The 14,101-nt window shown below is 71.9% G+C and carries 12 protein-coding genes; 4 read left to right on the forward strand and 8 right to left on the reverse strand.

Annotated features, from left to right (window positions below; all coding sequences use genetic code 11):
• Nucleotides 1–20: 20 nt before the first annotated feature.
• From metG to ACWC09_RS03555, 5 genes are all read right to left on the reverse strand, one after another.
• Nucleotides 21–1,739: a methionine--tRNA ligase gene (gene metG, locus ACWC09_RS03535; RefSeq protein WP_450848064.1), complete on the reverse strand. Its 1,719-nt coding sequence runs from the start codon at nucleotides 1,737–1,739 to the stop codon at nucleotides 21–23.
• A 166-nt stretch (nucleotides 1,740–1,905) separates the two neighbouring features.
• The gene (locus ACWC09_RS03540; protein ID WP_450848066.1) at nucleotides 1,906–3,849 is read right to left on the reverse strand and encodes a VWA domain-containing protein; all 1,944 of its coding nucleotides are present in this window, start codon (nucleotides 3,847–3,849) and stop codon (nucleotides 1,906–1,908) included.
• Between the two features lie 141 nt (nucleotides 3,850–3,990).
• Nucleotides 3,991–5,163 carry a N(5)-(carboxyethyl)ornithine synthase gene (locus ACWC09_RS03545; RefSeq protein WP_450848068.1) on the reverse strand — a complete coding sequence of 391 codons (1,173 nt, stop codon included), beginning with the start codon at nucleotides 5,161–5,163 and terminating at the stop codon, nucleotides 3,991–3,993.
• 304 nt (nucleotides 5,164–5,467) lie between these two features.
• Complete coding sequence (locus ACWC09_RS03550; protein WP_450848293.1) at nucleotides 5,468–6,349, reverse strand: endonuclease/exonuclease/phosphatase family protein; 882 nt, start codon at nucleotides 6,347–6,349, stop codon at nucleotides 5,468–5,470.
• A 160-nt stretch (nucleotides 6,350–6,509) separates the two neighbouring features.
• Entirely contained in the window at nucleotides 6,510–7,253 is a 744-nt protein-coding gene (locus ACWC09_RS03555) for an alpha/beta fold hydrolase (protein ID WP_450848070.1), read from the reverse strand.
• Nucleotides 7,254–7,347: 94 nt separating this feature from the next.
• Between ACWC09_RS03555 and ACWC09_RS03560 the strand changes: the two genes are divergently transcribed.
• Nucleotides 7,348–8,679 (forward strand): aminotransferase-like domain-containing protein, encoded by a 1,332-nt coding sequence (locus ACWC09_RS03560; protein WP_450848072.1) that lies wholly within the window; start codon nucleotides 7,348–7,350, stop codon nucleotides 8,677–8,679.
• Here the strand turns inward: ACWC09_RS03560 and ACWC09_RS03565 are convergent.
• Nucleotides 8,658–9,254, reverse strand: coding sequence for an HAD family acid phosphatase (locus ACWC09_RS03565; RefSeq protein WP_450848074.1), 597 nt, complete (start codon nucleotides 9,252–9,254; stop codon nucleotides 8,658–8,660). The genes ACWC09_RS03560 and ACWC09_RS03565 overlap by 22 nt on opposite strands.
• A 54-nt stretch (nucleotides 9,255–9,308) precedes the next feature.
• Entirely contained in the window at nucleotides 9,309–10,292 is a 984-nt protein-coding gene (locus ACWC09_RS03570; RefSeq protein WP_450848076.1) for a hypothetical protein, read from the reverse strand.
• Between the two features lie 167 nt (nucleotides 10,293–10,459).
• On the opposite strand from ACWC09_RS03570, the gene ACWC09_RS03575 reads away from it, so the two are divergent.
• Entirely contained in the window at nucleotides 10,460–10,984 is a 525-nt protein-coding gene (locus tag ACWC09_RS03575) for an SH3 domain-containing protein (protein WP_450848078.1), read from the forward strand.
• A gap of 58 nt (nucleotides 10,985–11,042) precedes the next feature.
• Here ACWC09_RS03575 and ACWC09_RS03580 read toward each other — a convergent pair whose 3' ends face one another.
• Nucleotides 11,043–11,513, reverse strand: a complete 471-nt coding sequence (locus tag ACWC09_RS03580) for a hypothetical protein (RefSeq protein ID WP_450848080.1) — start codon at nucleotides 11,511–11,513, stop codon at nucleotides 11,043–11,045.
• Nucleotides 11,514–11,642: 129 nt separating this feature from the next.
• Here ACWC09_RS03580 and ACWC09_RS03585 point away from each other — a divergent pair, with 129 nt between their 5' ends.
• Nucleotides 11,643–12,890 carry a PP2C family protein-serine/threonine phosphatase gene (locus tag ACWC09_RS03585; RefSeq protein WP_450848082.1) on the forward strand — a complete coding sequence of 416 codons (1,248 nt, stop codon included), beginning with the start codon at nucleotides 11,643–11,645 and terminating at the stop codon, nucleotides 12,888–12,890.
• A 68-nt stretch (nucleotides 12,891–12,958) separates the two neighbouring features.
• On the forward strand, nucleotides 12,959–14,101 hold the full coding sequence (locus ACWC09_RS03590) for a hypothetical protein (RefSeq protein ID WP_450848084.1): 1,143 nt from the start codon (nucleotides 12,959–12,961) through the stop codon (nucleotides 14,099–14,101).

Here is a 14,101-nt window from a genome sequence, read left to right on the forward strand (position 1 = left end):
TCTCACGGTTCCTACGCGTGTTACTGCTCCGGAGCGCCGCCGAAGCGCTCCTTGTAGGTCTCCAGATCCTCGTCCGTGAGCTTGGCGAACAGCACCGGCGGGACGGTGAAGGGGGTGCCGGCCGGGACGGAGGCGAGGGCGCGGGCGTCGTCCGGCGTGACCCAGGTCGCCGTGTCGTCCTTGAGCGAGAACGCCTGGCGCATGGTGGCCGCGGTCGCCGGGATGAACGGCTCCGACACCACCGAGTACAGGTGGATCAGGTTCATCGCCGTACGGAGGGTGAGGGCCGCGCCGTCCTTGTCGGTCTTGATCTCCAGCCAGGGGGCCTTCTCCTCCAGGTAGGAGTTGCCCGCGGACCACAGGGCGCGGAGCGCCGCCGCGGCCTTGCGGAACTGGAGGGTCTCCATGTGGCCCTCGTACTCGGCCAGCAGCTCGGCGATCTGCTCACCCAGCTTGGCCTCGGCCTCACCGGCGGCGCTGCCCGCGGGGACTTCGTCGCCGAAGCGCTTGCGGGAGAAGGACAGGACACGGTTGACGAAGTTGCCGAGGGTGTCGGCGAGGTCCTTGTTGACCGTGGCGGTGAAGTGCTCCCAGGTGAAGGACGAGTCGTCCGACTCCGGGGCGTTGGCGATGAGGAAGTACCGCCAGTAGTCGGCGGGGAGGATCTCCAGGGCCTGGTCGGTGAAGACCCCGCGCTTCTGCGAGGTGGAGAACTTCCCGCCGTAGTACGTCAGCCAGTTGAAGGCCTTGACGTAGTCGACCTTCTTCCACGGCTCGCGCACGCCCAGCTCGGTGGCCGGGAACATGACGGTGTGGAAGGGGACGTTGTCCTTGGCCATGAACTCGGTGTAGCGGACGTCGGTGTCGACGTCGTACCACCACGCCTTCCAGTCCCGGTTCTCCGGGTCCAGGTCCGACCACTCCTTCGTCGCGCCGATGTACTCGATCGGGGCGTCGAACCAGACGTAGAAGACCTTGCCCTCCGCCGCCAGCTCCGGCCAGGTGTCGGCCGGGACCGGGACGCCCCAGTCCAGGTCACGGGTGATCGCGCGGTCGTGCAGGCCCTCGGTCAGCCACTTGCGGGCGATGGAGGAGGCCAGCTGCGGCCAGTCGTCCTCGTGGCGGGAGACCCACTCCTCGACCTCGTGCTGCAGCTTCGACTGGAGGAGGAAGAGGTGCTTGGTCTCGCGGACCTCGAGGTCCGTGGAGCCGCTGATGGCGCTACGGGGGTTGATCAGATCGGTCGGGTCGAGGACCCGGGTGCAGTTCTCGCACTGGTCGCCGCGGGCCTTGTCGTAGCCGCAGTGGGGGCAGGTGCCCTCGACATAGCGGTCCGGGAGGAAGCGGCCGTCGGTGGGGGAGTACACCTGGCGGATCGCCCGCTCCTCGATGAAGCCGTTCTCATGGAGGCGGCGGGCGAAGTGCTGGGTGATCTCGACGTTCTGATGCGAGGAACTCCGGCCGAAGTAGTCGAAGGCCAGCGCGAACCCGTCGTAGACCGCCTTCTGCGCGTCGTGCGCCTGCGCGCAGAATTCGTCCACGGGCAGGCCCTGCTCCTTGGCCGCCAGCTCGGCCGGCGTGCCGTGCTCGTCCGTCGCGCAGATGTAGAGGACGTCGTGGCCGCGCTGGCGGAGGTACCGGGAGTACACGTCCGCCGGGAGCATGGACCCCACCATGTTGCCCAGGTGCTTGATTCCGTTGATGTACGGAAGGGCGCTGGTGATGAGGTGTCGAGCCATCGGGGGCTGCTCCCAGGTCGGGTCGTCTTGTTTTGCGAACCTTGAAATGGTAGCGGACATGGGTGGGCCGCCCGCTTCCCGTTCTGAGGGGTGGGAAGGCGGGCGGCCGGGTGGGGTTTTCGGTTTCCGCGGGTTCTGCAGGCTCTGCAGGTGATCTTCTACGGGGTCACGGGCGCCAGTTCGCCAGGATGCCCTCGTAGATCTCCGCGTCCGTGAGTTCCTTCGGGGTCTCACCGGCCAGGAAGGGGGACGTGTTGGCCAGCTTCAGCTTGCGGAGGTAGTCGAAGGCCTTGTTCTCCGGGTCGCCGAAGGCCACGAAGGAGAAGAAGACGGAGGGGTGGTTCTTCGCGGCGTCCGTGAGGGACTGGGTGGCGGGGGTCTTGGCGTCCGGGGCGCCGTCGGTCTGGAAGACGACGAGGGCGGGGGTGCCGGGGGCTTCCTTGTCGTGGTGGCCGAGGACTTCCTCGACGGCCGCGTGGTAGCTGGTACGGCCCATGCGGCCGAGGCCGGCGTGCAGGTCGTCGATCTTGTTCTCGTGGTCGGCGAGGGTGAGTTCGCCGGTGCCGTCGACTTCGGTGGAGAAGAAGGTGACGTGGACCTTGGTGTCCTCGGGGCCTTCCGGGTCCAGGTGGGCGGCGAGGGCGAGGGTCTGCTCGGCGAGGGCCTGGGCTGAGCCGTCCTTGTAGTACGGGCGCATGCTCGCGGAGCGGTCCAGGACGAGGTAGACCTTGGCCCGGGTGCCGGTGAGGTCGTGCTTGGCGAGGGCGGTTGCGGCGGTGTCGTACGCGATGCGGAGGGTGGTGGGCACGACCCGGCCTTCGGCCGGGTTTTCGTTCCCACCCGCACCACCCGTGACAGTTGCGTCGTCGGCTGCGGGTGGCCCCTGTGGGGCGTCCTCGCCGTCGGCGGCCGCGGGTGCGGATGCCTCCGCGGCGGCGACCAGGTCGGGCTGCGGGGCGGGGGCCGGCTCGGGCTCGGGTTCGGCGGTCGGCTGCTGAGCCACCACGGCCTCCGGCTCCGTGGCGGTCGCCGACTCCTCGGCCACCGGTGCGGGCTCGGGTTCGGCGGCTGCCTCGGGCTCCGCTGCGACGGCGGCCTTGGGCTCGGGCTCGGGTTCGGCCGTCTGCTCGGGCTCCGGTTCGGCGGTGGTCTCCGCGGTGGGCTGGGGTGTCGGCTGCGTGGTCTCTTCGGCCTCGGGGGTCGCCTCGGCCACCGGCTCCGACTTCTCGGCCGCCGCGGGCGCGGGGGTCGATTCGGCGACGGCCGGCTCCGGGTTCTCCTCGGCCACCGGCTTCTCGGCCGCAGGTTCGGCGGTTGCCTCGGCGGCCTGCTGGGGCTCGGGCTCGGGGGCGGCTTCCGCGACCGGCTCCGCAGCGGCGGGCTCCGGCTCGGCGAGGGGCTCCTCGGCCACCACCGGCTCGGGCTCCGGCTCCGGTTCGGCGACCGGCTTCTCGGCCGCAGGTTCGGCGGTCGCCTCGGCGGCCTGCTGGGGCTCGGGCTCGGGGGCGGCTTCCGCGACCGGCTCCGCAGCGGCGGGCTCCGGCTCGGCGAGGGGCTCCTCGGCCACCACCGGCTCGGGCTCCGGCTCCGGTTCGGCGATCGGCTTCTCGGCCGCAGGTTCGGCGGTCGCCTCGGCGGCCTGCTGGGGCTCAGGCTCGGGGGCGGCTTCCGCGACCGGCTCCGCAGCGGCGGGCTCCGGCTCGGCGACGGGCTCCTCGGCCACCACCGGCTCGGGCTCCGGCTCCGCAGCGGGCGCCGACTCCTCGGCGACCGGTGCGGGGTCGGGTTCGGCGGCTGCCTCGGTCTCCGGGACCGCCTTCGCCTCCTCGGCGACCGGCTCCGGAGTCGCCTCGGGCTCCGTCGGCTCGACCGCCTCCGGCGCCTCCGGCTTCGGCACCGTCACGTTGTCGAAGGCCGCCGAGACCAGGTCGTGCTCGTCGTTCTGCTTCTGCTCCGATGTCGCCATGCGCGGTTCCGGGACCTGCGGCGTTGTCGTTGCTGTCGACTGCGGGGTGGTCTGCGAAGGGGTTCGGACCGCACCCTCTGCTTCGGCGGCACGCCCCTTGCGCGACCTGCCGAACGCGTTCCGCAGGAGAGTGAGAATGCCCATGTACACAACCCTTCGCGTGAGTGAAACCGTCAATCACTGGCCAGGACGGACACGTAAGGTTAGCGGCCCCAGATGGCGATCTTGGGCGGGGCTGGTGTGCCTCAGCCTTTCCCCCGCTTTCGGACTCAACGCGCCGGCGTACTAGACCTCTGAGCCCAGCGGAGCCGCCGGGACCTCGGGAGTGTGGGGATAGGCGGCCGATCGGTGCTGGAAGGAGAGGATCTTCGGGTTCTGGACGACGCCGTCGCGGATCTCGATGGCCTTTCTGATCGTGACGTCGGTGTCCCATGCCGCGGGGCCGCTCATGACCCTGCGCAGGTAGGGAAGGAGCGCCTCGCTGATTTCCCAGGTGGCGGAGTTCCACAGGTGGGACGGGCTGTGGTCCACCGCGTAGTAGTGGCAGCCCGGCCCGACCGTGGACATCGGGTCGCCGAAGGTGGTCGGGTGGGCCCATTCGAAGCCCATGCCCTCGTCGCAGGCGACGTCGATGAAGAAGGTTCCCGGCCGGAAGAGGGCGAGTTCCTCGTCGGTGACGAACATGAGCGGCGCGTCGGTGTCCTGCAGCACGCAGTTGACGATGATGTCGAACCCGGCCAGGTACTCCGCCAGCGGCTCGGAACCGGCCGCGGTGATGGCCCGCAGGCGCGAGGGATCGTCCTCCTGCTCCTCGAAGTGGCCCATCACGACCGAGGGCATCGGTGACGCCACCGCTGCCGCCGCGCGTTGGGTGAGCACCGTGACGTCGGTGACCCCCATGGCGCCCAGGCCCGTGACCGCTCCGCGCGCCGTGGCGCCGAAGCTGATGACCACCGCGCGCAGGCGGCGGCCGTAGTGGCCGGTCAGCCCGCCGAGCTGCAGGGCGTGCAGCACCGAGCAGTAACCGGCGAGCTCGTTGTTCTTGTGGAACACATGGACGCTGAAGGCGCCCGTGGAGGTCCAGTGGTTCATGGCTTCCCAGGCGATCAGGGTCAGCCGTCGGTCGATGCCGATCTGGGTCATCTTCTCGTCCTGCACGCAGTGCGGCCATCCCCACAGGACCTGGCCCTCGTGCAGCGCGGCGACGTCGTCGTGCATCGGTTTGGGCAGCACCACGACGTCGCACTCGGCGAGGAGTCGCTCGCGGGAGCGCAGGCCGGCCACGAGGGGGCGCAGCGCGTCGTCGGCGACGCCGAACCGGTGGCCGTAGCCCTGTTCGAGGAAGATTCTCTCGCGCATGTCCGGGGCGATCCGGTCGAGGTGGCGGGGGTGCAGCGGAAGTCGGAACTCGTTCTCCTTGCGGGAGGAGGCGAGAACTCCGAGGCTCATCGGACTCATGTGGGGCGGCTCATCTCCGACCGGACGCGATGTGCTCCGGCCTTGCCGTTCCCCGAGGGCGACGCCGACATGGATGACGGCGTGCGAGGTGCGCTCGGTACCGCCACCGTACTCCGGTGCCGGGGCTGCCCGGGATTCATCTGACGGGCGGGGAGGTCGTCGGGGCGTCCGTGGAGACGCCCGCCGGCAGCCGGCCCGTCGGGCCCGGTATCCGGGTGCCCTGTGCACCCTCAGCCCCCTCGCTTTCCAGCCACTCCCGGTGCGCCGACGGGACACGGGCCCCGTACGAGCACCGGTGTCCGGCTCACCCCCGCCGGTGAAGCGTGATGTGCACGAGCAGCGCGCGATGGTCGGTGTCCGCCAGGTCCAGGAAACGGGCGCTGTTCGCCGAGAAGTCCTTCGACACCAGGACGTGGTCGATCTGGGCGCCGAAGACGGGGGTGGTGCGGGCCGGCCAGCTGGGCGTCCGGTCGTGTCCGACGAGCCGGGCGGAGTCGCGCAGGCCGGTGTCGAGGATGCGGCGGAAGGCCGCGTGGTCCTGGGAGGCGTTGAAGTCGCCGGCCAGGATCAGGGGGGTGGTGGCGGCCCGTGCGGAGTCGCGCAGACGGCCCAGCTCACGGCGCCATACGCCGATCTGGCCGGGCAGCGGGGGCATGGGGTGCGCGAGCTGGAGCCGTACGGGGTGGCCGTGCACGTCGGCCACGGCTGCGGGCATGCCCATCTCGCCGGGCACGGGGTCCAGGCCCGTGAGCGGGAAGCGGCTCAGGATGATCGACCCCGAGGAGCCGCCGGCCACCACGGCCTGGCGGTACGGGTAGTCGGCGCCGACGTCCCGGCGGAGGGTGGCCTGGCAGGTGTACTCGCACTCCTCCACGAACACGATGTCGGGCTTGTGCGCGCGGATCTCCGGGACGAGGGAGTGGGTGCCGTGCCCGAACTCCACGTTCGAGGTGAGGACCTTGAGCTCGGCGAGCGAGGGGCCGCCGGGTTCGTCCGTCTTTCCGTACGGCTCGATGAACCAGGCCAGGAGGGCGAGCACGAGGAGCGACCAGAGGATGCCGAGGCGCCAGCGGGAGAGGAGGGCGAGGAGAAGAGCGACGGTGGTGGGGGCCAGCAGCCAGGGGAGGAAGGCGAGGAGTTGGGGGACGGGGGTGAGGGCGTCGGTGTCGGCGACGCGGCAGCCCATGACGACGCTCACGCCGGCCAGCAGCAACCCGGCGATCACGGCACCCACCCTCCGGGGGCCTGTGGCCCCCGGATCCCCGCTTCGGCCCTGAACGGGCCTCGTCCTCGAACTCCCCCAGCGGGAGGACCCCCAGACGGGCTGAATCGTCACCGGCAAGACATTACGGACGCATCTCCACTCGCGCCAGGAACCTGTCCAGCACCTTGTTGAACTCCTCAGGCCGCTCCAGGTTCGGCATGTGCGCCGTCCCCTCGATGACATGCAGCGTCGACCCGGGCAGCGCCGCGTGCATCGCCTCCGCGTCCGCCACCGGCGTGTACGTGTCCTCGGCCCCCACGACCACCAGCGTCGGCACCGTCACCCGTGTCAGCAGGTCGCGGTAGTCGGGGCGGGCCGCCCGTGCGCGCAGGGCCGCCGCCGCTCCCTCGGGCGAAGTGGACGTCATCATGCCGTGGACGTGGGCCTTGACCTGGGCGTCGGCGTAGGGGGCGACCATCTTCTCCAGGACCTCGTCGGCGTACCCCCGCATGCCCTCCCTCAGGAGCCGGTCCGCCATGGTGCGGCGGGTGTGGACGCCCTCCGGGGTCTCGGCGGCCGGGAAGGTGTCGGCGAGGACCAGGCCGTGGACGCGGTCGGGGAACTGCCGGTAGCAGTCCATCGCGATCTGGCCGCCCATGGAGAGGCCGGCCAGGACGAAGGTCTCCACCCCGAGCTCGTCCAGCAGCGCCACCACGTCCTGCGCGAACTGCTCGAAGGACGCGACGGGCGGGGACTGCGGGGAGGTGCCGTAGCCGCGCAGGTCGGGGGCGATCACGCGGCGGGTGGGGGAGAAGGCCTCGATCTGCGGGTTCCACATGGTGTGGTCGAAGGGGTGGCCGTGGATCAACACAAGGGGGAGTGCCATGGAGGGGACCCTAGGTCGGCCCAACTCCTCGGTGCAATAAGATCTTTGCCTTCGGTGCAATGCAAGGGGCAGGGAAAACAGGGGGAATTGATCCATGGACGCATACCGCCGCATCGCCGACCGCATCGCCGCCGACATCGCCTCGGGGCGGCTCCGTCCGGGTGAACGGCTGCCTCCGCAGCGGAAGTTCGCGCGACGGCACGGGATCGCCGCCTCGACGGCCGAGCGGGCGTACGGCGAACTCGTGCGGCGCGGGCTGGTGGTGGGAGAGGTCGGGCGGGGGACCTTTGTGCGGGCCGCGGCCACGGCACCTGCCGGGCGTTCGCTCGTCGAGGCGGTCGACGCGGCTGAGGGGGTGAACATGGAGCTCAACTACCCTTCCGCAGCGGGCCAGTCGGAGCTGCTCGCCCCCGCCCTCGCCCCGCTTCTGCGCCCCGACGTCCTCACCGACGCCCTGCGTCCCGCCCCGGCCGACGGCACCGTCGCGGCCCGTGAGGTGATGGCCGGTCTCCTCGCCACCCCGGGCTGGCGGCCCTCCCCCGACCGGCTCCTCTTCACCGGCAACGCCCGCCAGGCCATCGCCGCCGCCCTGGCCTCGCTGGTCCGGCCCGGCGGCCGGGTGGGGGTGGAGGCGCTGACGTATCCGCTGGTCAAGGAGATCGCGGCGAGGCTCGGCGTCACGCTCGTTCCGCTGGACACCGATGAGGAGGGGGTGCGGCCGGAGGCCGTCGCCGGTGGGCGGTTGTCCGCGCTCTATCTGCAGCCGGCCCTGCACAATCCGACCTCCGCCACCATGAGTGGTGCGCGGCGCGCGCAACTCGCCGACGTCGTCGGTGAGGTGGAGCTTCCCGTCGTCGAGGACCGCATCTGGTCCTTCCTGGACCTGCCCGCCCGCGATCCCCTCGCCGCCCGCCTCCCGCATCTCACCCACGTCGTCGACGGGCTCTCCAAGCGGGTCGCCCCCGGGCTCACCGTCGGCCTTCTCGTCGTACCGCCGCAGCGGGTGGAGGCCGTGGCGGGCGCGGTGCGCTCCGGTGGGTGGAATGCCGGGCGGTTCGCGCTGGAGGCCGGGGTGCGGTGGGTCGAGGACGGGACCGTGGCGCGGCTGGTGGCGGGGAAGAGGCAGGACGCGGCGCGGCGGCAGCGCCTGGTCGCCGAGTGCCTGCGCGGCTTTCGCGTACGGGCCGATCCGCACGCCTACTTCGCCTGGTGGGAGCTGCCCGCGCCGTGGCGGGCGGACACCTTCACGGCCGCCGCCGCCGCGCACGGGATCGCCGTCACGCCCGGGAGTGCCTTCGCCGTCGGTGGGCATCGCACCCCGGACGCGGTGCGGCTCGGGCTCGCGTCCGCGGCGCCGCCCGAGTTGGAGCGGGCGCTGCGGACGCTGGCCGGGCTTGCCGGGGGTCAGTCCAGCAGGCCGTCGTAGTCCGGGAGCTTGTAGGTCGCGTCGGCGTGACCGCCCGTCAGGTCGGTCGTGTTGTTGCCGATGTTGGCGACGATGTCGTAGCCGTCCGCCTCGATCGCCGTGCGCTGCGAGGTCTTGAAGTCGGCGACGGACTCGGTCAGCATCTGTGCGACCGTGCGCGCGTGGAGACCGTCGACCGTGTAGCCGACCTTCGTCAGGTTGGACCTGGTCACCGAGTCGAACAGATTGCTGCGGGCGCTGATGAAGAACACGCCGAGGCCCTTGGCGTGGGCGTCCTGCGCCAGGGCGAGCACCGGCGGGGTGGCGGGGGTGCTGGTGCCGACGCCCTCGAAGTAGCTCTCCAGCGAGGTGTTGTCGATGTCCAGCACGATCGCCTGCTTGGCGCCCGACGTGTTCGCGGCCGCGCGGGAGTCGATGTAGGTCTGGGCCGGGCCGGTGACGGCGGCCACGTCCGACAGCCACTGGGACTCGGTGACGGTCGAGTCGGCGGCCTGCGCGGGCAGTGCGGCGGCGAGGGAGAGGGCCAGGCCGGCCACGAGGGCCGCGGCGCCGCGGCGCACGGTGAGGCGGGTCATGGGGGGTGCTCCTTGAGGGACACGGAGCCTCCGGTTCCGTACCGGCGGCTGTCGTCAAGTCATGCTGCTGGGTCCGGCCGTGGAGCGGGTGACCCCTGAGGTGTCACCGGGTGACGTGATGGTCATGGTCAGGTCAGGTTGCTGTGAATCGGCCTGGAGTACGTCGTTCCCGCGCGGGCGACCCCGTAGGCGCAGGTGGCTGCCCAGCCAGACCGCCAGGGACACCGTCAGGCCCACGGCCACCAGCAGCCAGGAGGCCTCGCGCAGGGTCTCGGTCAGGGCGTCGTAGACGGCGCCCGCGGCCGGGCGGGGGGCCTCTTCGGGCAGGTCGGCGAGGGTGAGCCGGCGGCCGATGGCGACCGCGAGGCCGAGCAGGGCGCCGCCGAGTGCGGTGCCGAGGGCGGTCGCGGTGAGGGCGCGGCCGCGGCAGGCGGCGACCGCGATGCCGGCGCCGGCGAAGACGACCGAGGCCAACGGCAGCCAGAAACCGGCTACTTCCAGCACGTGGAACCCCTTCCGGAAGCGGTCCAGTTCCTGGGCCGGGAGAACGTTGACCGCGGTGTGCTCGACCGGTATGCGGCCCGCCAACGGCATGTGCTGATCGGTGAGTTGACGCTTGACCTGGGCGGTGACCGGCGCGAGGTCCACGGTCACCTCGCGCTCGCTGTCGTCGTGCAGGGCGTGCAGCACGGCGTCGTGGAAGACGCGGTTGGCGGCGTCCCAGGCGGCGCGGAAGGCCTCGGTGCGGGTGAAGGAGCGGACCGCGTCGTGCACATAGGGGCGGACCACCGAGGGCATCGCGCGCATCGGGTGGGCGTCGGCGCGGGCCTCGACCTCGTCCATGACCTGGGCGCCGACGGTGTCCGCGACCACGCCCTGCACCGCCGGGTCCGCGGCCAGCGGCGCCATCGTGGCGACGTAGCTGCTCGTGTCGGCGAGGTCGTACGCCGCCCAGGCCGCGAGCGCGCCGCACGGCGCGAGCAGACAGGCGAGGGCGATGAGAGCGGCCGACAGGACGCTCCTGAGGCGTATGGGCACCCCTTCAGGCAAGGCGCCGGGGGGCCGGGGCGCGAGCGGGAGGACTGCAAATGGCCGCATACGGGCGGGGAAATTCGTCCGAACGAGGCTGAACTGGGCATACGGCTCTCCGGTGGAGGCTTCACCCGAACGGGTGTCTCATGGTGCTGGGGAGAAGGAGGCCGATCATGCGCACCACTTTGGCCCTGCGGACCCTGGCCGCTGCGCTGCTCGCCGGCGGTACGCTCGTCGCCGCGGCGGCGGGCACCACGGCGGCGGCCGCGACCCCGACCACTGTGCCGGCCCACGTCGACGGTCACGGTGGCGGCGGATCCGGAAGTCCGATCTGGGGCACCATCGTCTCCCGCACCCGGCTGAACGTGCGGGCAGGACCCACCGTCGACTCGGCGCTCGTCACCCGGCTCTCGCCCGGCAGTCAGGACCGCGTCCAGTGCATGGTCCAGGGGCAGAGCGTCAACGGCAACCCGTACTGGTACTGGCTCGTCGGCGCCCAGGGCTGGGCCAGCGCCGAGTTCGTGGACACCGGCGGACGGTCGGTGCCGACCTGCGCGGACCCGTGTCCCCAGTGGCGGGACGGCAATTGGTCCAACGCCAACTGGAACGACCCGAGCTGGAGCGACGGCTCCTGGGCCGCCTCCGGTTCCGTCTCCTTCAGCATCTCGGGCTCGTGGAGCTGGAGCGTGACCGGATAGTCGGCGCGCGGGTGGGCCCCGGCCGGATCGGCCGGGGCCCACCCGTTTGCGCGGCCGGCTACCGGACGCGCTTTCCCGCAGCGTCCTCGCGCGTGTAGTAGCGGTAGAAGAAGACGAGGAAGACGCCCGCCGTCACGGCCACGCCCAGCGCCACCGACCGCAGCACGGACTCTCCGGTCTGGCTGTACAGGAACCCGAGCGCGGCGCCCGCGAAACCCGACTTCACCAGCGAGTGCAGCTCCCGCTTCAGCAGCGGGGCGAAGGTCGCGACGGCGATGCACAGCACGATGAACACGGCCGCGGTCACAAAGCCGAACAGGATGTTCCAGCCGGTGATCTCCCCGCCGCCGCGGCGGTTGGCGGCCGCCCAGAAGCCGTAGACGAGCCCGAGCACGACGGGAATCCCGTACCGCCCGACCAGGTGGACCCGCTCGTCGAACAGATCGGGCGTCCGCGTGGGCCGCGCCGCCCGGTTCTCCCGGACCTTCCCCATCATCCCGCCACCGTGCGCGGGTGCCGCTTGAGCCATGAGAACACTCCTCTCTCACACCGCCCCCGCTCTCCAGAGCACACCTGGGGAGGGCCCGTGGCAAGTCGACGGGGGCCCTGATTCCCGCCCGGATGCGGAGGGGCACGGTGCCGTGTTTCGCTGGCCCACATGAACGCCCTGAAGGGGCGCGGGACGGTGTTTGATGTGCGGCTACCGCCGCGTGGGCGCGACAAGCCGCAGCGGCGCCGCAGACTCGCAACGACATCCCGTGGCACCCCGGACCGAGCACAGTTGCTCCGGGTGCATGGCAGAAGCGTCGCCTGGGTGCCCCCGCTTCTCCTCCTGGCCGCGATCACCCTGGTCGACTTCAACACAACCGGCAGATTCCGCATCATCTCCTGGATCGTCCTGGTCCCCGGCATCGCCGCAGCCATCTGCGGAGTGTGGGCCACGGCAGCCTTCGCCGTACTCGCGCTCATGACGTATGTCCTCGCCGACAACGCCTGGCCGCACCAGTACCAGACAGGCCTCCCCGACTTCATCCTGGTCGCCGTCGGCGGCATGCTCGCCACCCTCGCCTGCGCGGTCCGCGTCCGCGGCGAGCGGAGGATGCTGCACATGCGGGACGTCGCCGAGACCACCCGCCGTACCGTGCTGCGCCCCCTCCCTCCGGACTGGGACGGCCTCGAACACGCCGCCGTCTATCTCGCCTCCGACGTCGAGGCCCGCGTGGGCGGCGACTTCTACGACATCCAGCCGGGCCCGCACGGCACCCGCGTCCTCGTGGGCGACGTCCAGGGCAAGGGCCTCGGCGCGGTGGAGGCGGCCGCCGCCCTGCTGAGCACGTTCCGGGAGGCCGGCTACCACGAGGCGGAGCTCACCACGGTCGCCGAGCGCCTGGAGATCCGCATGCTCCGCCACCGCGCCCACACCGCCGCCCTCGGCCGCGAGGACGGCGACCGCTTCGCCACGGCGGCCCTGCTCGGTTTCCCCGCGGACGGCCCGGCCGCGGTCGACGTCATCCTCTTCGGCCACGACCCCCCACTGATCGTCGGCCCCGAAGGGGTACGGCCCCTGCCGCCCGGCGACGGCCTCCCCCTCGGCCTGGGCGAACTCACCGGCGACGGCCCGCCCCCGGCCCGCCGCGTTCCCCTGGCCCCCGGCGAGACCCTCCTCCTCACCACCGACGGCGTGACCGAGGCCCGCGACAGCGACGGCGAGTTCTACCCCCTCGCCGACGACGTGGCCCACGCCCTCGCCACCGACCCGGGCACCGCCGAACCCCGCCGTCTGGTCGCCTTCGTACGGGACCGCACCCTGCGCCACTGCGGCGGCAGACTGGGCGACGACACGACGATCTTCGCGGTACGGCGGCTGCCGGGCGGGCCGGGAGGAAGCGGACGATTGGTGTCCTGAGGCCCGTCTTTGCGGCAGCAGCGGTTACGGTGCTGACGTACGTGATCGACGGGGATGGGGAGGGACCGATGCCAGGAACCGTGCTGCTGCTCGCCGCCGCCCCGGCGGGCAAGGGGTGCCTGGTGGACGCGGCCTCCGTGCTTCCCGTCCTCGCGGCGGTGCCGCCCGCCGTGCTGTCCGGCACCGACACGGCCAACGTTGTCGAACTCGCCGACCCGCTGGAGCCGCAGGCCGTCCTGACCCGTCTGCGCGCCGCCGCGGCGGCACCGGGGCCGCTCACCGTCTTCGTCGCCGGGCAGCTCCAACTCGACCGGCGCCAGCGGCTGCCGCATCTGGCACTGGCGCGGACGACGCCGGCGACGGTGCGGTACACGGGGTTTCCCTGGGCCTGGTTCAAGGAGGAGCTGCGGTTGCGTCCTCCTGCAGCGACGACCTTGTTCCTCGATCTGCACGCGGATGCGGAGACCTGGGAGTGGCTGGGGGCGAACTATCTGGACTCCGGGTACAACAGCGCGGTCTACGGGCGGATCGTGCCGCCGGGCGGGCGGCGGGGGGTGGCCGTACCGACGTACATGAAGACGGTGGCGACGATCCTGCGGAGCGGGTGGCGGCCGCCGGTCGAGCAGTTGCACCAGCAGGCGTTGGCGCGGATCGCCGACGAGGCGGTGGGCATCGTGTTGAGCGTGCCCGGCGTTCCCGGGAACGCTGCCCCCAGACCCCCGGTTCGGTCCGAACGGCCTCGTCCTCACACTCCCCCGGAGGGGGCACTCCCGGACGGGCTGGTGGGGGGTGACCCGCACGCTGCCATCTCGGCCGCCGTTCAGGAGGGGCGCCACCCTGACGCCGACGCGCTGGCCGCCCGGCAGGAGCGAGCCGCCGTGGAAGCTCATGGACCCGGCGCCGAAGAAGCGCTGCACTGGGCCGAAGTCCGTGCGGATCTGGCCATGTTGGCCGGGGATCCGGTGCGGAGTTGCCGGGCCTGGATGGTGGTGGCGTTGGCCCGGCTGTCGGCGGGGCAGGCCGTGGACGCGCCGGAGGTCGAGGCGGCGGTGGACCGGGCGCATCACCAGTGGGGGCAGATCCGGGACGTGGCCGAGGCGCGGCGGACCGGGCCCGCGCTGGCCGATCTGCGGTCGCGGGTGCCGGGGCGGCGGCAAGGTGCGCTGGACCATGTCCGGCGGCAGTTGCGGCAGTTGCAGACGCAGAGCTGA

The organism is Streptomyces sp. NPDC001617, from assembly GCF_053596855.1.